The 17392-nt window shown below is 61.1% G+C and carries 20 protein-coding genes; 9 read left to right on the plus strand and 11 right to left on the minus strand.

What is annotated here, in order from left to right:
• The first annotated feature begins 91 nt into the window (after positions 1 to 91).
• From pyk to pheS, 5 genes are all read left to right on the plus strand, one after another.
• Complete coding sequence (gene pyk, locus AC0L4F_RS02710) at positions 92 to 1537, plus strand: pyruvate kinase (RefSeq protein WP_244685022.1); 1446 nt, start codon at positions 92 to 94, stop codon at positions 1535 to 1537.
• 28 nt (positions 1538 to 1565) lie between these two features.
• Positions 1566 to 1787 carry a hypothetical protein gene (locus AC0L4F_RS02715; RefSeq protein WP_244685025.1) on the plus strand — a complete coding sequence of 74 codons (222 nt, stop codon included), beginning with the start codon at positions 1566 to 1568 and terminating at the stop codon, positions 1785 to 1787.
• Positions 1788 to 2033: 246 nt separating this feature from the next.
• Complete coding sequence (gene rpmI, locus AC0L4F_RS02720; RefSeq protein ID WP_244685027.1) at positions 2034 to 2234, plus strand: 50S ribosomal protein L35; 201 nt, start codon at positions 2034 to 2036, stop codon at positions 2232 to 2234.
• A gap of 13 nt (positions 2235 to 2247) precedes the next feature.
• Positions 2248 to 2613 (plus strand): 50S ribosomal protein L20, encoded by a 366-nt coding sequence (gene rplT / locus AC0L4F_RS02725; protein ID WP_244685036.1) that lies wholly within the window; start codon positions 2248 to 2250, stop codon positions 2611 to 2613.
• Positions 2614 to 2783: 170 nt separating this feature from the next.
• Positions 2784 to 3857: a phenylalanine--tRNA ligase subunit alpha gene (gene pheS / locus AC0L4F_RS02730; protein ID WP_244685038.1), complete on the plus strand. Its 1074-nt coding sequence runs from the start codon at positions 2784 to 2786 to the stop codon at positions 3855 to 3857.
• 157 nt (positions 3858 to 4014) lie between these two features.
• On the opposite strand, the gene AC0L4F_RS02735 is transcribed toward pheS, so the two are convergent.
• The 6 genes from AC0L4F_RS02735 to AC0L4F_RS02760 form a co-directional block, all read right to left on the minus strand.
• The gene (locus AC0L4F_RS02735) at positions 4015 to 4473 is read right to left on the minus strand and encodes a YaiI/YqxD family protein (protein WP_244686317.1); all 459 of its coding nucleotides are present in this window, start codon (positions 4471 to 4473) and stop codon (positions 4015 to 4017) included.
• A 4-nt stretch (positions 4474 to 4477) separates the two neighbouring features.
• On the minus strand, positions 4478 to 5305 hold the full coding sequence (fghA, locus tag AC0L4F_RS02740; protein WP_244685040.1) for an S-formylglutathione hydrolase: 828 nt from the start codon (positions 5303 to 5305) through the stop codon (positions 4478 to 4480).
• A 99-nt stretch (positions 5306 to 5404) separates the two neighbouring features.
• Complete coding sequence (locus AC0L4F_RS02745) at positions 5405 to 6334, minus strand: AEC family transporter (RefSeq protein WP_244685043.1); 930 nt, start codon at positions 6332 to 6334, stop codon at positions 5405 to 5407.
• Positions 6335 to 6422: 88 nt separating this feature from the next.
• Entirely contained in the window at positions 6423 to 7340 is a 918-nt protein-coding gene (locus AC0L4F_RS02750) for a DMT family transporter (protein WP_244685045.1), read from the minus strand.
• A gap of 144 nt (positions 7341 to 7484) precedes the next feature.
• Positions 7485 to 8459, minus strand: coding sequence for an iron exporter MbfA (gene mbfA, locus AC0L4F_RS02755; RefSeq protein WP_244685048.1), 975 nt, complete (start codon positions 8457 to 8459; stop codon positions 7485 to 7487).
• Between the two features lie 163 nt (positions 8460 to 8622).
• Positions 8623 to 9513, minus strand: coding sequence for an isocitrate lyase/PEP mutase family protein (locus AC0L4F_RS02760; RefSeq protein ID WP_244685050.1), 891 nt, complete (start codon positions 9511 to 9513; stop codon positions 8623 to 8625).
• Positions 9514 to 9637: 124 nt separating this feature from the next.
• Here AC0L4F_RS02760 and AC0L4F_RS02765 point away from each other — a divergent pair, with 124 nt between their 5' ends.
• Positions 9638 to 10279, plus strand: a complete 642-nt coding sequence (locus AC0L4F_RS02765; RefSeq protein WP_244685052.1) for a TetR/AcrR family transcriptional regulator — start codon at positions 9638 to 9640, stop codon at positions 10277 to 10279.
• A gap of 17 nt (positions 10280 to 10296) precedes the next feature.
• On the opposite strand, the gene AC0L4F_RS02770 is transcribed toward AC0L4F_RS02765, so the two are convergent.
• The 4 genes from AC0L4F_RS02770 to AC0L4F_RS02785 all read right to left on the minus strand — a co-directional run bounded on the left by AC0L4F_RS02770 (position 10297) and on the right by AC0L4F_RS02785 (position 13316).
• The gene (locus AC0L4F_RS02770) at positions 10297 to 10992 is read right to left on the minus strand and encodes an NYN domain-containing protein (protein ID WP_244685054.1); all 696 of its coding nucleotides are present in this window, start codon (positions 10990 to 10992) and stop codon (positions 10297 to 10299) included.
• Positions 10993 to 11023: 31 nt separating this feature from the next.
• Positions 11024 to 11518, minus strand: a complete 495-nt coding sequence (locus AC0L4F_RS02775; RefSeq protein ID WP_244685056.1) for a GNAT family N-acetyltransferase — start codon at positions 11516 to 11518, stop codon at positions 11024 to 11026.
• Positions 11519 to 11652: 134 nt separating this feature from the next.
• Positions 11653 to 12765, minus strand: coding sequence for an S-(hydroxymethyl)glutathione dehydrogenase/class III alcohol dehydrogenase (locus AC0L4F_RS02780; RefSeq protein ID WP_244685058.1), 1113 nt, complete (start codon positions 12763 to 12765; stop codon positions 11653 to 11655).
• Between the two features lie 101 nt (positions 12766 to 12866).
• Positions 12867 to 13316: a c-type cytochrome gene (locus AC0L4F_RS02785; RefSeq protein WP_244685061.1), complete on the minus strand. Its 450-nt coding sequence runs from the start codon at positions 13314 to 13316 to the stop codon at positions 12867 to 12869.
• Between the two features lie 358 nt (positions 13317 to 13674).
• On the opposite strand from AC0L4F_RS02785, the gene AC0L4F_RS02790 reads away from it, so the two are divergent.
• The 3 genes from AC0L4F_RS02790 (at position 13675) to AC0L4F_RS02800 (ending at position 15830) form a co-directional block, all read left to right on the plus strand.
• Complete coding sequence (locus AC0L4F_RS02790; RefSeq protein ID WP_348524064.1) at positions 13675 to 14493, plus strand: Y-family DNA polymerase; 819 nt, start codon at positions 13675 to 13677, stop codon at positions 14491 to 14493.
• Entirely contained in the window at positions 14490 to 15281 is a 792-nt protein-coding gene (locus tag AC0L4F_RS02795) for a DinB/UmuC family translesion DNA polymerase (RefSeq protein WP_348524057.1), read from the plus strand. The genes AC0L4F_RS02790 and AC0L4F_RS02795 overlap by 4 nt, the downstream gene beginning before the upstream one ends.
• Positions 15282 to 15587: 306 nt before the next feature.
• On the plus strand, positions 15588 to 15830 hold the full coding sequence (locus AC0L4F_RS02800) for a DUF2794 domain-containing protein (protein WP_244686319.1): 243 nt from the start codon (positions 15588 to 15590) through the stop codon (positions 15828 to 15830).
• A gap of 241 nt (positions 15831 to 16071) precedes the next feature.
• Here the strand turns inward: AC0L4F_RS02800 and AC0L4F_RS02805 are convergent, their stop codons facing one another.
• Positions 16072 to 17319, minus strand: a complete 1248-nt coding sequence (locus AC0L4F_RS02805) for a glycosyltransferase family 4 protein (protein ID WP_244685070.1) — start codon at positions 17317 to 17319, stop codon at positions 16072 to 16074.
• Between the last annotated feature and the right edge of the window lie 73 nt (positions 17320 to 17392).

Raw genomic sequence — 17392 nt, forward strand, 5'->3', positions numbered from 1 at the left:
AAGTGGTGCATAGAGCGGGTGTAATTCGTTAGCGATAACATCGCTGCTGCCTGCACGATGTATCAGCCAACTACGAAAGGGCCGATGCGCCATGAAACGTGACCGTAAAGTTAAAATCGTAGCCACCCTTGGACCTGCGTCCAATACATATGACATGATCCGCAAGCTGCACGAGGCCGGAGCCGATGTTTTCCGGCTGAATATGAGCCACGGCAGCCATGAAGAGATCGCCGAACGCCACAAGATCATTCGTCAGATCGAAAAAGATCTGGACAGCCCGATTGCCATTCTGGCCGACCTTCAGGGCCCGAAATTGCGCGTTGGCACCTTTGCCGATGGCCCGCAGGACCTGGTTCAGGGCGCGGCATTCCGGCTTGATCTTGATCCGACGCCGGGCGACGTCAACCGGGTTTGCCTGCCGCATGTCGAAATTTTTGCCGCGCTGGAAGTGGGATCGCACCTGCTGGTCAATGATGGCAAGATCCGCCTGAAAGTCAGCAAATGCGGCAAGGATTTTGCCGATTGCACCGTGGTGACCGGCGGGATGATTTCCGACCGCAAAGGCGTGAACGTGCCGGACGTGGTGTTGCCGCTGGCGGCTCTGTCGGAAAAGGACCGCAAGGATCTGGAATTTGTGTGTGAATTGGGTGTGGACTGGCTCGCGCTGTCCTTTGTCCAGCGCGCGCGCGACGTTTGGGAAGCACGGGATCTGGCCAATGGCCGCGCCGCTCTGATTTCCAAGATCGAAAAACCGACCGCTGTGGCGGATTTCGACGAAATCCTTGATGCCTCGGACGGAATCATGGTGGCGCGCGGTGATCTGGGCGTGGAACTGCCGGTGCAGAACGTGCCGCCGATCCAGAAACGTCTGGTGCGCAAATGCCGCGCAGCCGCCAAGCCGGTGATCGTGGCCACGCAGATGCTGGAAAGCATGATCGAAAGCCCGATGCCCACCCGCGCCGAAGTGTCGGATGTGTCCAACGCCATCTATGAAGGCGCCGATGCCATCATGCTGAGCGCGGAATCGGCCGCCGGTGATTATCCGATCGAAGCCGTGACAACCATGGACAATGTCGCGATCGAGGTCGAAAGCGATCCGACCTATACCGATGTGATCGAAGCCAGCCGCAAGGCCGAACGCCACTCCGTCGCTGACGGGATCGTGGCCGCCGCGCGCGAAATCGCCGAAACCACCAACGTCAAGGCGATCTGCTGCTTCACCTCCTCCGGCACCACCGCGGCGCTGGTGGCGCGGGAACGGCCCCGTGTGCCGATCATCGCCATGACCAACCGGTTGGGCACAGCGCGTCGCATGACGCTGACCTGGGGATGTCTCTGCGTCAAGACCGGCGATATGGAGCGGTTCAAACAGGCGGTGGTCAATGCCGCCCGTGCAGCACGTGCCAGCGGGCTTGCTTCGGAAACAGATCAAATTGTGGTCACTGCGGGTGTGCCGTTCAATGTTTCGGGTACAACCAATATCTTGCGCGTTGCCCCCTGTGATGAACGTTTGATTTTCAACACCGATCCAGAGTAACTTTCCCGCAATTCGAAGGGAACGTTCCATGGATACAGATCTGGCGTTGGTCATTGGCAGCTTCATTGCGATTTTGGCCGTGCCATCGATCATCTCGGCCCTCAGCGACGGCCGCGCCCCGCGCGCGGCCGCCATTGCGGTGCTGGTCGGCGGCGGGCTGATCGTTTTTGCGATCACCAGCAATCCCGGCGGTTATACCGTGGATCAATTGCCAGAGGTGTTTTACCGGGTGGTCGGTCGGTTCATCTGATCGGCAACACTCCGGGCGCATTGAACAGCATGTTTAATGTGGCATGATCAAAGCGGCGCTGGCCTGTCGGTCGGCGCCGTTGCCTTTTCTACCCGCTCGCCCCGCCGGGGGCGGTCAATTTCCGAAACAGCCGCATTTGCGCTTGGCAATCGTGCCAAGCCGAACTATACGGCGCTTTCCATCGCGCGGCAGGCCGAAGTGGCATGCCGAGTCGTGCGCAAAATTTCCGAACCAAAGGAGACCGAAATGCCCAAGATGAAGACAAAGTCGAGCTGCAAAAAGCGGTTCAAAGTGACAGCCAAGGGCAAGATCAAGGCTGGCCAGGCGGGCAAACGCCACGGCATGATCAAGCGTTCCACCAAATTCATCCGCGATGCACGCGGCACCACCGTCCTCTGCGAGGCGGATGCCAAGATCATTCGCCCGATGATGCCCTATTCGCGCTGAGGAGACCTGACATATGGCACGCGTAAAAGGTGGGACAGTTACCCACGCCCGTCACAAGAAAGTCACCAAAGCCGCGAAAGGTTATTACGGTCGCCGTAAGAATACCTTCAAGGTTGCACGCCAGGCCGTCGACAAGGCCAACCAATACGCCACACGTGACCGCAAGGCACGCAAGCGTTCGTTCCGCGCGCTGTGGATCCAACGGATCAACGCCGCCGTGCGCGCCTATGATGAGACGCTGACATATTCGCGCTTCATCAATGGTCTGGCACTGGCCGGGATTGAAGTGGACCGCAAGGTTCTGGCCGATCTGGCCGTGCATGAACCCGAAGCGTTCAACGCCATTGCCGCCCAGGCAAAAGGCGCGCTTCCAGCCTGAGGCTGAGAGCACCATAAAAGTTTGCAAGGCCGTCCCGTTTCGGGGCGGCCTTTTGCGTTTCGGGGCGAACATTCCGGATTGCGGCCAGTCACGGCCATTGCTGGTCTTGCACAGCCAAAGCCATGGGTTTACTTGGGGCGGAATGCCGAAATCACCTCTGGGGGTCAGAAATGGACGATCTGCGCGACAAGTATATTCAGCTGATTGCCGATGCCGGTGACGAGGCCGCCCTGGAAGGGCTGCGGGTTCAGGCCGTGGGCAAAAAAGGCGAAATCAGCCTGCAAATGCGCGGCTTGGGCAAAATGACCCCGGAAGAGCGCCAGGTGATGGGCCCGAAGCTGAATGCGCTGAAGGACGAAATCAATTCCGCCCTTGCCGCCCGCAAGGCGGCGCTGGGGGATGCCGCTTTGGAAGAGCGGCTGCGCGGCGAATGGCTGGACGTGACATTGCCCGCACGCGATCGGCGTCAGGGGACCATCCACCCGATCAGCCAGACCCGCGAAGAGGTCACCGCGATTTTTGCCGAGCTGGGCTTTTCGGTGGCCGAAGGGCCGCAGATTGACAGCGATTGGTATAACTTCGACGCTCTGAACATTCCCGGTCACCACCCGGCGCGGGCCGAGATGGATACATTCTATATGCACCGTGCAGCCGGCGACAATCGCCCGCCGCATGTGCTGCGCACCCACACCTCGCCGGTGCAGATTCGCACCATGGAAAAAGAAGGCGCGCCGATCCGCATCATCGCGCCGGGCCGCGTCTATCGCGCCGATTACGACCAGACCCATACTCCGATGTTCCATCAGGTCGAGGGGCTGGCGATTGACCGCGATATTTCCATGGCGCAGCTGAAATGGACGTTGGAAGAATTCCTGCGGTCGTTTTTTGAGGTCGAAGCCGTGGAGCTGCGGTTCCGGGCGTCGCATTTTCCCTTCACCGAACCCTCGGCAGAGGTCGACATCCGCTGCTCCTGGGAGGGCGGTCAGTTGAAGGTCGGCGAAGGTGACGATTGGTTGGAAATCCTCGGCTCTGGCATGGTGCACCCCAATGTGCTGAAGGCCGGCGGGACTGATCCCAATGTCTGGCAGGGGTTTGCCTTTGGCATTGGCATCGACCGGATTGCGATGCTGAAATACGGCATCCCCGATTTGCGGGCGTTTTTCGACAGCGATCTGCGGTGGCTGCGTCACTATGGTTTTGCCGCATTGGAACAGCCGAACCTGCATGGTGGCTTGAGCCGCTAAGCCAGCCCGGCCAGGCTATGGTGTCGCGATCGGGGGCGAGGTGATCGGGCGCAGATGGGTTTCGTCCCGCCTGCGCGGGCCGACAGGTTGGGGGCCAGCCCCCAAACCCCCGGGATATTTCTGGTCAGATGAAGATCCTGCGGAGGCGGCTTTCGATCTAATTGGGAGCTTGCGCTTTGGCGGTGCGCACAGCGCGTTCCAGTGCATCCAGGAACCGGGATCGGTCTGATTTGGAGAACGGTTTGCCGCCGCCCTGACGAAATGGATCTGCGGCCCGCAGATCGGACATCAGGTCGCGCATTGCCAGTTGCTGGCCGATGTTGGCTTCGGTGAAGGCCTCCCCCGAATGGCGCAGCACCTGCGCGCCGCTGGCGACGCATTTGGCGGCCAAAGGGATGTCGCCGGTCACCACCACGTCGCCCGGTCCGGCACGGTCGGCGATCCACATATCCGCAACATCCGGGCCATCCGCGACAATCACCAGCTCGACAAAGGGATTGCGCGAGGGCCGCAGCCCGCCATTGGCCACCAGATACATCTGCAATTTGTGGCGGGTTGCGACCTTTTCCGCTTCGTCCTTGACCGGGCAGGCGTCGGCGTCGATGTACAGCGCCATGTGATCAGCGCCGCAAGGCATCAGAATGAAAGGCGACATGGTCTTTCATGAAAGAGGCCACGAAGAAGTAGCTGTGATCGTAGTGCTTTTGCAGTCGCAGCACATGTTCGACCCGTTGATCCACCATGGCTTTGGCCAGGGCTTCGGTTTTCAGCAGGTCGCCGAATTGATCCTCGGTGCCGGTGTCGATCAGCACCGGCACGTCAATGCCGTCTTCGCGCATCAGGCGGCTGGCATCATGTGCCTCCCAATCGGCATGTTCGCCGAGATAGGCGGTGAATTGTTTGCAGCCCCAATCGCTGTCAGAGGGGTTGCAGATCGGCGAGAAGGCCGACACGCTGGAGAAGCGGCCAGGGTATTTCATCGCCAGCGTCAGCGCGCCATGCCCGCCCATGGAATGGCCGGTGATGGATTGCCGGTATTCGTCCAGCGGGAAATTGGCGAACAACACACGGGGCAGTTCGTCCATGACATAGCTTTCCATTTGAAAGTGATCGACCCAGGGCGCTTCGGTGGCATCGACATAAAACCCCGCGCCCTGACCAAGATCATAGGCCGCGTCATTGGCGACATCCGCGCCCCGTGGCGAAGTATCGGGAAACACCATGGCGACGCCCTGTTCTGCGCACCAGGCCTGGGCACCGGCCTTGGTCATGGCGTTTTCATGGGTGCAGGTCAGCCCGGACAAGAACCAGATCAGGGGCACAGGGCCGTCTGCGGCCTGGGGCGGCAGGAAAAGGGCAAAGGTCATGTCGCAATTACAGACCTCTGACAGATGGCTGGCGACAATCTGGCGGCCGCCAAAGGCGCGGTTTTCGGATGTGATTTCCATGATGACAAGCCTCTTTTTCGTTGCCGCGCCGGGAGCCTCCGGCGGGGATATTTAAGAACAGAAGAAGACCCAGGCTCTGGGCAAGTCAAGCCTTGGATCTCAGGCGCCGGTGATCCAGGCGATGATATAGGGCAGGGTGAGGATCGAAGCGGCGGTTGAAAACAGGATGGCCGCAGAGACACGTTGCGGGGCGACGCCGTAATGTTGCGCCAGGATATAAACATTGCCCGCCACCGGCAGCGCCGCGGCAGAGACGATGATCGTGGCGGTGAAGGCATCCACCGGAAAGAGCACCAGTGCGGCCAGCGCCACGGCGGCGGGGTGCAACACCAGTTTGCAGAAGCTGAGATAGCCCGCAATGGTGACCCGTTCCGCCGATTTCGACGCCAGCGAGGCGCCGATCGCAAACAGCGCGCCGGGGGTGGAGGCCCCGCCAAGTATGACCACGAATTCATTTGCGGGCTCTGGCAACGGCATCCCGGTAGAGGCCCAGGACAGGCCGAGCACCATCGACACGATCATCGGGTTTTTCACCAGCCCCAGACCCACGGTGCGCAACACACCCAGAGACATGCGGCCATCGCGTGCGCCGGTGATCAGGATCACGATCAGCGAGGAAAACACAATCAGGTCGACCGAAAGCACCAGCATCACCGGGCCGATTGCGTCTTCGCCGAACAGTAAGACAAACATCGGCACACCAAGGAAGCCGGTGTTGCCGATCACGGCGCATTGCGCCTCGACTGCGGTTTGTTCGATGCCGATCCGGCGGACCAGGCCGATGACGGTCGCCACCACATAGATCGCCGCCGTGCCGGTCAGATAGGCCAGCACCAATTGGCTGTCCCAGACCTCTGCCAGTGACAGGTTGGCGGAAAACCGGAACAACATCGCCGACAAGGCGAAGTAGAAGACAAATTTGGTGAGATAGGCGGTGGCCTCGGCCGAAAAAAACCGTGCGCGCGCCGCCCCATAGCCAAGGGCGATGATGGCAAAGAACGGCAGTGTTTTAAGAAAGATCGCCAGCATGACCCACCGATAGCATCTTGGGGGGCGGGGTCAATTTGAAAGGGCGCTTTGGTCCTGAAACCTGATCTGGTGTCTGGGGGCGCCGTGGTTATGGGTTTCCCGGTGCTTTTCGCAGGTCCTTCTTGTTCCCACGTCGTCCCGAGCGGGCAAAGCGCGCAAACAAGCGGCCGTCGGTTACGGCAAAGCCGATGCCAATGACGGCAAATCCAAACCAGGCTATCGGCGCCATGGTTTCGCCCAGGAAAACAACCCCCAAGGCAATTGCAAAGGGCGGGATCAACAATGTCACCAAAAGCAAATTGGCCGCCCCGGCCCGCGCCAGAATTGCGAAATACAGCCCATAGGCCAGCGCCGTCGAAAGCGTAGAGAGCCCAAGAAGTGCCGCCCAAACCCCCATAGACAGTGAAAGGTTCGGCGGGCCATCCAGCACAAGAACGGCCGGGATCATCAGCACGGTACTGCCAAGTAACATACCGAATGCATTGACCAGCGGCGGTTGATCCGAAAGCATGCTGCGCCCCCATACCCCGGCAAGCGCATAAGACATGGTTGCGCCCAGCACAGCGAGTTGCGCCAAATTGTGCAGGCTGAATGCGGTCACTGCGGACGGCCCCATGATCAGCGCCACGCCCACAACCCCGAGTGTTGCCCCCGCGATGCGTTTGAATGTCAGAGGTTCATCCTTCAAAAGCAAGCCAGCCATCAGGGCGGCGAACATGGCAGTGGTCGCATTCAGTATAGAGGCAAGGCCGCTGTCAATTTGTGTTTGCCCCCAGAAAATCAGGGAAAATGGAATCGCGTTGTTTAACGCCCCCATGACGAGGTACGCCCCCCAAATCCGCCCGGGGCGGGGCAGACGGGCGCCCCGGGCCCATAGGGCACAGGCCAGGGCGGTCATTGCCCAGAATACGCGGTGCAACGTGATCGTCATCGGCGGCAGTTCCGTCAGGGCCACTTCGGCAAAGAAGAACGAGCCTCCCCAAACGGCAGCCAGCAGCAATAACATCATGCTGGCCTTGAGATCCATCGTAGGCGGGGTGGTCTGTTCATCTTCTGCCTTTCCGGGCGAACTGTTGCCGGACAAAGCTAACTTGCAGATGGTTTTGGCGCGATCCGTTTCTTGCGGATAAGACCAGATCCGGGCCTGCGCCTAGCCCGATCCGATCAACACACCCGCGGCGAAAACCAGCGCCCCGCCCAGCACGACCTGAAACGCCGCGCGCAGCATTGGGGTGTCCATGTATCGGTTTTGAATCCAGGCGATTGCCCAAAGTTCGACAAAGACCACCAGCACCGCAATGCTGGTTGCGGTCCAGAAATCCGGGATCAGATAGGGCAGGGCATGCCCCAACCCGCCCAGGGTGGTCATCACCCCCGACGCGATGCCGCGTTTGACGGGGGAGCCGCGCCCGGACAATTGGCCGTCGTCGGATGCGGCCTCGGTAAAGCCCATGGAAATTCCGGCTCCGACCGAGGCCGCCAAGCCAACCAGAAACGTGGTCCAGGTGTTCTGGGTGGCAAAAGCGACCGCAAAAATCGGCGCGAGGGTCGAGACAGAGCCATCCATCAGCCCCGCAAGGCCGGGCTGTACCCATGTCAAAAGGAATTGGCGTTTGGCGCTGTTGTCTTCGGTTTCGCGCGCCTCTGGGTCCAGGTGGGTGTCTTCCAGCCGGGTTGCGCTGTCCTGATGGTTTGCTTCTGCTGCCGCCAGATCACCCAGCAATTTGCGGGTGTCGGCGTCGGTGGTGCGTTTGGCGGCCGCCAGATAGAACCGCTCTGCATCCCGTTCCATGGCGGCGGCTTCGTCCCGCATTCGGTCAAGCCCGAGATTCTCGATCAGCCATACCGGGCGGCGGGCGTAATATCCCGCCACATGTTCCCGACGGATCAGCGGAATGACCTCGCCGAACCGGGCACGGTGCAATGCAATCAGCTGTTGGCGGTGGCTGTCTTCTTCCTGGGCCATGCCGTCAAACACCGCCGCGCTGTCGGCAAAATCGGCGCGCAGACGTTCGGCGTACATCCGATAGATGCGCGCGTCGTCCTCTTCTGACGAGATGGCAAGCGCCAGCACCTCTTGTTCGGACAGATCAGAGAAATGGCGGCGCTGGGTCAGGAATCGCATGGGGTGTCTCTAGATTAGAATGATTTTAAACATAGCGATGCGCCCGGGCATGGCAAGATCTGGTTGGGGAATTTTCGCCAGATCCTGATTTTGCCAGATCCTAATTATGCCTGTCCTAATTTTGCCGATCCTTAATTTTGCCAGTTTTTAACTATGCCAGTTCTTAACCATGCCTGTCCAACCGGCCCTGTGCCATCATCGCCGCCACTGATCCGTCCTCTGTGGCCTGTTCGGAATAGGTGAATGTGCCCTGGTCCAGCACCTCAGAGGCCGCCCGATAAAATCCGCCAAGCGCAGCACGGGCAAAGGACCCGCCAACGCTGATCCGGCTGACGCTGGCCGCGGCCAATTCGCTGACGGAACAATTCGGCCCCGAAATCCCCATGAGCACATTCACCGGTTTGTCGACCGCATCGCAAAGCGTGCGGATTGCCGCGATGTCGCGCAGACCGGGGGCATAAAGCACATCCGCCCCCGCCTTGGAAAACGCCTGAAGCCGCAGGATCGTATCGTCCAGATCCGGGCGTTGCCACAGAAAATTCTCTGCCCGCGCAGTGAGAAGAAAGGGCTGGCCACGACAGGCCTCGGCGGCGGCGGCAATCCGTTCCGTGGCCAGGACAAGATCATGGATCGGCGTATTCGGATAGCCGGTTGCATCCTCGATCGAGCCGCCAACAAGCCCGATCTTGATCGCCTCGGCAATGGTGCGGGCGCAATCACCGGGGGAAATGCCAAACCCATCCTCCAGATCCGCCGTGACCGGCAGGTCGGTCGCCTCGACAATGGCGGCGGCATTGGTCAGAAGCTCGGTCCGGGACAGGCTGGCGAAACTGTCGCGTTTGCCGGCGGAAAAGGCATAGCCCGCGCTGGTGGTGGCCAGGGCCGAAAACCCCATGGCGGTCAGGATGCGGGCGGTGCCGGCATCCCAGGGGTTGGGGATGACAAAGGCACCTTTGGCAGCATGCAGCGCCTTGAAGACCTCGTATTTGCGATATTGCTCTGACACTGGGCTGGGGGGCTGGCCCATGTGTCGCCCCGAATATTGGTCCGCCATAGGACACTCCTTTGCTGGATTTCACCCTACCACAAAAGCGGGGCATCGGGCGACAAAGGTGAACGCGCGGCTGTTGAAACTAAACCGAACAGTCTATAAGTTAATCACACAAGGAGCCGCAAGAATGAGCCCGACCGCCGAATTGGCCAAAACCACCAATCCATCGCAAATCCGCCGAGGGCGCAAGTTTGACCAGGTTCTGGCGGGCGCGCGCGAGGTGTTTCTGGCGCAGGGCTTCGAAGGGGCCTCTGTTGATGACATCGCCCGCGCCGCCGGGGTGTCCAAGGCCACGCTCTACAGCTATTTCCCCGACAAAAGGCTGCTGTTTACCGAGGTGGCCTCCTGCGAATGTTGCCGCCAGTCCGACACCGCCATGGCGGTGATCGACGCAAATGGCCCGCCGCGCAAAGTGCTGGATCAGGTCGCCCGGCATTTCCTTGGGTTCATCCTGTCGGATTTCGGCATGTCGATTTTTCGCATCTGCGTGGCAGAGGCGGATCGCTTTCCCGACCTCGGCCGCCAGTTCTATAATTCTGGTCCGGCCGTGATGCGGGTGGCGCTGGTGGATTACATGCGCGGAGCGGTCGAGCGGGGCGAACTCGACATCACGGATCTCGATCTGGCGGCCGATCAGTTCAGCGAATTGTGCAAGGCCGATCTGTGGCCGCGCATGATTTTCAATGTGTCTGACCGGATCACGCCGGAAGAGATCGACCGCGTGATCATCGGCGCGCTGGACATCTTCATGGCCCGTTACGGCGTCTGACGACGCCGCCGCCCGGATCAATCAACCCGCCGCACCAAAAGCTGATTGCCCGCCCCCTTGCGGGTTTCAAACACCTTCAATTTCGCCACCAGATCACTCAGCTTGCGCTGGCCATAGCTGCGGGTGTCGAAATCCGGGTTGGCGGCGATGATGAATTGGCCGATCTGGCCAAGGGTGTACCATTCGTCGCCCTGTTCGATCCCCTCCATCGCCTTGAAGATCAGATTGCGGGCCTCTTCCAGCGATCGGGTGCTGGGCGCTTCGCGCACCTCATCTTCGCCGATGTTTTCCAGAAAAATGAACCGCTTGCAGGCCTTGCGAAACGCATCCGGCGTCTTGCGCTGACCCATGCCGTATACATCCAGCCCCTGTTCGCGCACGCGGCTGGCCAATCGGGTGAAATCGCTGTCCGATGACACCAGAACAAATCCGTCAAACCGCCCGGAATGCAACAGATCCATCGCATCAATCACCAGCGCGATGTCACTGGCGTTCTTGCCGACGGTATTGGCGGGTTGGTGGTGCGGCACCAGCCCGAATTCGGCCTGCACCCGGCTCCACCCCGCCATCTGTTGTGATGAAAAATCACCATAGCAGCGCCGCACACTGGCTTCGCCCAATGTGGCGATCTCGTCAAAGATCGCCTTGGTATATTTCGGGGATGTGTTATCGGCGTCGATCAGGACAGCCAGCAGGTTTGTTTGTTCTCTCATGCGGGCACCATGGCGGCAACCGCACCAGAGGTCAAACCAAAGACCGGTACATCACCAAAGCATCAACATACCCTTCGGTCGGATGGCAAAAAGCCCCGGGCAAGCGGCCCACAACGTCAAATCCGGCCCGCTCCCATGTGGCAATGGCGCGGGAATTGGTCGCCACGACAAAATTGTATTGCATGGCGCGAAATCCCTGTTGGCGGGCCTCGTCCAGCGATGCCGCCAGCATGGCCCGCGCCACGCCCTTGCCTGCGGCGGCGGGGCTGGTGCAATAACCGGCATTACAGACATGTTGCCCGCCGCCGGTCTGGTTCGCCCGCACATAAAAACAGCCCAATGCGCTGCCATCTTCCTCGGCAATCCAGACCCGCGCGGTCTCTGGCCAGAAATAGGCCAGCCCCCCGGCCATGCCGCCCTGCGGATCGGCACAAAAGGTCTCGCCGCTTTCCACCGCAGGCCGAATAATGGCCCAGACCGTGGCATCATCCGCACCGCGGCGCGCTTCTCGAAAACTCAGCCCCATACTCGGTCCTTGCTTCTCTTCTTTCCAAATACGCATCTTTCCGCACCCTCTACGCGTCCGGCCCGGTGAACAGCATTGCCATGCTGCCACCGGGCCGGATCAGTCCGCCGCAAAGGAGGGCCCGTTCAGGTGCCTTAGAATTCCACAACCGCACGGATGGATTTGCCCGCATGCATCAACTCAAAACCTTCGTTGATGTCATCCAGCGACAGTTTATGGGTGATCATCGGATCAATCTCGATCTTGCCATCCATGTACCAATCGACAATTTTCGGCACATCGGTGCGCCCGCGTGCGCCGCCAAATGCCGTGCCACGCCAGACCCGGCCTGTCACAAGCTGGAAAGGACGGGTCGAAATCTCGGCGCTGGCCGGGGCCACGCCGATGATGATCGATTTACCCCACCCCTTGTGCGCGGCTTCCAGCGCCGTGCGCATCACGCCGACATTGCCGGTGGCATCAAATGTGTAATCCGCGCCGCCTTTGGTCAATTCGACCAGATGCGCCACCAGATCGCCCTCGACCTTGGACGGGTTGACGAAATCGGTCATGCCGAAACGGGTGGCCATGTCGACCTTGTCGTCGTTCAGATCGACCCCGACAATCTGGTCGGCGCCAGCCAGTCGCAACCCCTGAAGCACGTTCAGACCAATCCCGCCCAGACCAAAGACAATGGCGCGGGAGCCGATTTCCACCTTTGCGGTGTTGATCACCGCACCAATGCCGGTGGTCACGCCACAACCGATGTAACAAACCTTGTCAAACGGTGCATCCTTGCGGATCTTGGCCAATGCGATTTCCGGCAAAACCGTGTGATTGGCAAATGTCGAACAGCCCATGTAATGCAGGATCGGCGTGCCATCGAGCATGGAAAACCGCGAGGTGCCATCGGGCATCACGCCCGCGCCTTGTGTCGTGCGGATCGCCTGACACAGGTTGGTCTTCGGGTTCAGACAATATTCGCATTCGCGGCATTCCGGCGTGTAAAGCGGAATGACATGATCGCCCGGTTTCAGACTGGTGACACCGGCCCCAACCTCAAGCACAACACCGGCCCCCTCGTGGCCCAAAATCGCCGGAAAGGCGCCTTCGGGGTCGGCCCCGGACCGGGTGAATTCATCGGTGTGGCAAAGACCGGTGGCTTTGATCTCGACCAGAACCTCACCCGCCTTCGGCCCTTCGAGGTTCACTTCCATCACTTCCAGGGGTTTGCCCGCTTCCAAAGCAACCGCAGCTCGTGTGCGCATGTGTTTTCCTTTCCAGGGCTGTCTCGTCAAAATGTCGCTGCGAACCTGCGGGAAACCCGATCCGGCTGCAAGTCACAGTTCGGCGTCAGATGTTTACGCGGCTATTTTTCCAGACGAAAGTTCATATGACAGGCACCACAGGCCCGCCCGATTGGTCCGATCCCGGCGCGCAGCATGTCGACATTGGTCACATCCAGGGCGGTGATCGCGGTTTCCAGGGCCATGGCCTGGGCGGCGAAATCGTTCCAGTCCCGCCAGATTTTGGGCCGGGCTTCGGATTTGGGATCACTGGCCTTGGTTTCAAAAACCTCCGGGATCTCGGCGGCATGTTGCAAAAGCGCGGCGCGGGCGGTTTTCGCCTTGTCGGCCTCAAATTCGGTTTTGCCACGCGCCATATCTGCCAACGTGCCAACACTGCGCGCCATTTCCGACATGCCATGCATCCGCGCCTTGACGTGGCGATCCTTGACCCCGCTATGGGCCAGCGCCATGCCGGCAAGTGTTCCGCCGACAAGCGCGCATAAAATCAGGCAGGGAATTTGGCGGCGCATGTGCAAAGGCTCCAGATGTTTCTGTCTGCGCAAGACTCGCAAATTGCCAGCGGCTCCGCAACCTGCGGCACGGAAAAGATACCGTTGCCCTTCTTCTGTTCAAAAATATCCCGGGGGGTCTGGGGGGCTGGCCCCCCGGCCTGTCGGCGCGCGCAGGCGCGGCGACATCACAAACCAAAATCGCATGCCGCCCGGGCTGGGAACTCGACTCTCCAATCTGCCCCTGATATTGACAAGAACATAAAGTGAACAAATCTGTCACCGCCATGCCGCACCGTCGCCTCTCTCTCTCTGGTTTCCCCGGCTTGGGGCCGAACGCCTGTTGCGACAGGCGCGCGGGGATGCTGCCTTGCAAGAGATGCCCTTTGCCGTGGTCGAGGATGTGGGCAATGCCCAGATCCTGTCCTCCGTGTCGGATGCGGGCTCGGCGGTCGGGCTTTATCGCGGCCAGCCGCTGCGCGATGCCCATGCGGTCAGCGCCAACCTGCGCACATTACGGCGTAATCCGCAGGCCGAGGCGGCGTTCCTGGCGGCCTTGATGCGTTGGGCGGGCAAGTTCAGCCCCTGGGTCGCGCTGGATGGGGACGAGGGGCTGATGTTGGATGTGACCGGTTGCAGCCATCTGTTTGGCGGCGAGGTGGGGCTTTGTCGTCAGGTTGCGCAGGACTGTCACGATATGGGGATCAGCGTGCGGCACGGCCTTGCCGACAGTCGCGGCGGGGCCTGGGCGCTGGCGCGATACGCCGGGCGGGGGGCGGGGCAGGGCGGGCTGCATACACGGTCCGGCGATGACATCGACCAGGAGGCCCGCGCCACCCGGTCGCGCGCGGCCAAGCGGCGGCATTGGGAACGCGGCGGGGCGGCCCCGACAGGACAGTGGATGGGGCGGGGGACAGGACGGGGTGCGGAAATCCCCGCCGGAACGATCGCCCCCCCCGGCCAGAACCGCAGTACACTGGCCGCCCTGCCGGTGGCGGCGCTGCGGCTGGATGGGGACACGGCGGCCCAACTGGCGCGGCTGGGCCTGCGCAATATCGGCGATCTGGCGGGACAGCCGCGGGCGGCGCTGGCGCGGCGGTTCGGCAAGGGGCTGGTGCTGCGGCTGGATCAGGCCTTTGGCGCGGTGCCAGAGCCGATTTCCCCGCCGCCCCGCCGCCCCGGTTTGCGGTGCGGATGACCCTGCCGGATCCGATCGGGCTGGAAGAGGACGTGCTGGCCGGGCTGGACCGGCTGTTGCCACGTCTGTCGGTGCTTTTGCAGGACAAGGGCATGGGCGCGCGCACCCTTCGGTTGCAGGCCTTTCGCAGTGATCACACCATGCAGACGCTTGAGGTGCGGCTGGCGCGTGCCTCATATGATCCCGAACGGCTGCGCCCGCTGCTGGCGATGAAAGTGCATGAGATTGACGCCGGTTTTGGCATCGACATGCTGCGGCTGGAGGCGGTGCAGGTCGAGCCGCTGGCGATGCGCACGCCGGTGGGGCATCTGGCGGCGGGGGCGGCGGTGAATGCGCGGCTGGCGGCGAATACCAGTCTGGATGATCTGATCGGGCGGCTGGGCGCGCGGGTCGGAATGGAGGCGATCACCCGTCGCCACCCCGGCGACAGCCATATCCCGGAAAAGACCGAACTGGTGCTGGCGGCCGCCTGGTCCGAGCCTGCCGCAGATTGGCCCGCCCCGGCGCGGCCCCGGCCGTTGCTGTTGTGGCAACCTGAACCGGTGCAGGCGCCGGTGGTGCCACGCCTGTCGGCGCGGTTCCGTTGGCGGGGGCGGGCGTTGACCCTTGTGGCGGCGGCGGGACCGGAGCGTATTTCCCCGGAATGGTGGCTGGATGACCCGGCTTGGCGGTCGGGCCAGCGTGATTACTGGCGTGTGACCTGTGGCGAGGGGGATCAGCTTTGGTTATTTTTTGCCCATGGCGGGGCGATGTCGGCGGGATGGTTCTGTCAGGGCAGTTTCGCATGACGTCGCAGGAAGGCGCGGATCGGCCGCGAGGTGGCGCGGATCTTATCCATGGGTAAGGCGTAAATATCTGTTAATAAACATTTATTTCGCGTGACTTCGCCGCGCGCTGCCCGCGACGGTGATGCGCCCTTGGACCGCAGGGGGCAGAGGCGTTGTGCCGGACCGTTTGATTTGCTGGTTGATTTGCCGGAGAAACCGCGCAAATCTTTACCCTATGAATAGTTTTTCCCCTTTCCCGCGTCCGGGTCGGATGTGGTGGCGTTTCAACGCCCCGAGCTGTCGGTCATCCTGTCGCTGTATGGTCGCATGGTGGCGGCGGGTGAATGGCGAGACTACGGGATTTCCATGCTGCGCGATGTGGCGGTGTTTTCCGTGTTCAAGCGCACTGCGGAAAATCCGCTGTACCGGATCGAGAAACGCCCCAAGCTGCGGAACCGTCAGGGCATGTATGCGGTGATTGGCATCGACGGTCAGGTGTTGAAGCGCGGTCATGATCTGAAATCGGTGTTGCGGGTGTTGGAGCGGAAATTGATCCGTGTGGTTGAATAGGGCCGACCTGGGCCTGTGGTCTGAGAATATGGCCTGGGAGATCCGCCTGAACAAAACGGCCCGAACAATACGGCCTCAGCATATGCCGTAGGGGGTATGCAGGGAGGGGGTCGGCCCCCTCGGCCTTTGGCCTCACCCCCGGGATATTTTTGGTCAGATGAAGGCCGGAGGAACGCCTGCAGGTTGGCGAGGCACGGGTGAGGCAACGGCGGGGAGCATCAGTGGGGAGCATTGGCGGGATTTACACCTGCGGTGCGCGCGGCTTCAGCTGCATCAGGCTGTCTACCCAGGCCAGTTGTTTTGGCAGGCTAATCCGTTTCAAATCATAATGCGCCACCACATGGGCACGGGCATTGCGGCGCAGGTGATCGCGCAGATCGGCGTCATCCAGCAGGGTGCAGACCTTGTCGACAATGGCTGTGCGGTCGAAGAAATCCACCAACAGGCCGGTGTCGCCATCAGTCAGAACCTCGCGCACCGGGGCGGTGTCGCTGGCGACAATTGGTGCGCCTGCGCTCATCGCTTCGAGCAGCGACCAGCTGAGCACAAAGGGATAGGTCAGATAGACATGTGCCCGGCTGACCCGCATGAAGGAGAGAAAGACACCATAGGGCACCCGGCCGAGGAAATGCACCCGCGCCCAATCGGCATCGGGGATTTGATCGCGGACCTCGTCGATGAAGACCTGTTTCCAGCTTTTGCCATCCGGGGCCTTGGCCCCGTAGCTGACCTGGTCGCCGCCGATCAGCACGATCTGGGCCTTGGGTCGCCGCCGCAGCAGGTCGGGCAGGGCACGCATGAAAATGTGATAGCCGCGATAGGGTTCGAGGTTGCGGTTGATGAAGGTAATCACCTCGTCGTCGCGGGTCAGGGTCTGGCCATTGCCAACGTCCAGCCGTGCATTGCTATCAGCGGTGACGTAATCGGTGTCGATCCCATCGTGGATCACGGAAATGCGGGCGCGCATGTCGGGCGGGAAGGTGTTGGCCTGAAATGCCGTGGGACTGATGCCGGCATCGCCGACCTCGAAATGCAACCGGTTGTTGAGGTTCTTGAACCGCAAGCGCAGGGCATCGGTGGCCGGCGAGGTGCCGGTGAATTCCGGGTCGAACCCGACAAAGGGATATTCGGCGGTGTGGTATAATTCGCAGTAGAGCCCCAGGCGGGCCTCTGGCCAGACGTCTTTGAGAAACAGGCTTTCGCCCCAGCCGTGATGCGCCAGGATGACATCGGGTGAAAAGCCGCGTGCTTTCAGGGCAAGGGCGGCGGTGTAACAGCTTTGGCCGCGAATCACCTTGGATTCAAAATCCAGCAACCAGGGATGTTGGCCCTTGGCCGGTTTTCCGTTGATCTTGTAGGGGACGATGGTGATGCCGTTCCACTGGGTCGGTTTGTCGACCTTTGGGGTCAGGGCGACAACCTGATCGCCGCGCGCGGCCAGAGCCGGGGCGAGGTGTTTGTATTGGCCGGGAAAATTCTGATGAATCAAAAGGTACTTCGTCACGCCTGTCACTGCCCGTTTGTTTTGCCGTGAGTATAGGGCGACATTGCGGGTCGGCCAA

The organism is Marinovum sp. J2-8 (assembly GCF_055808435.1).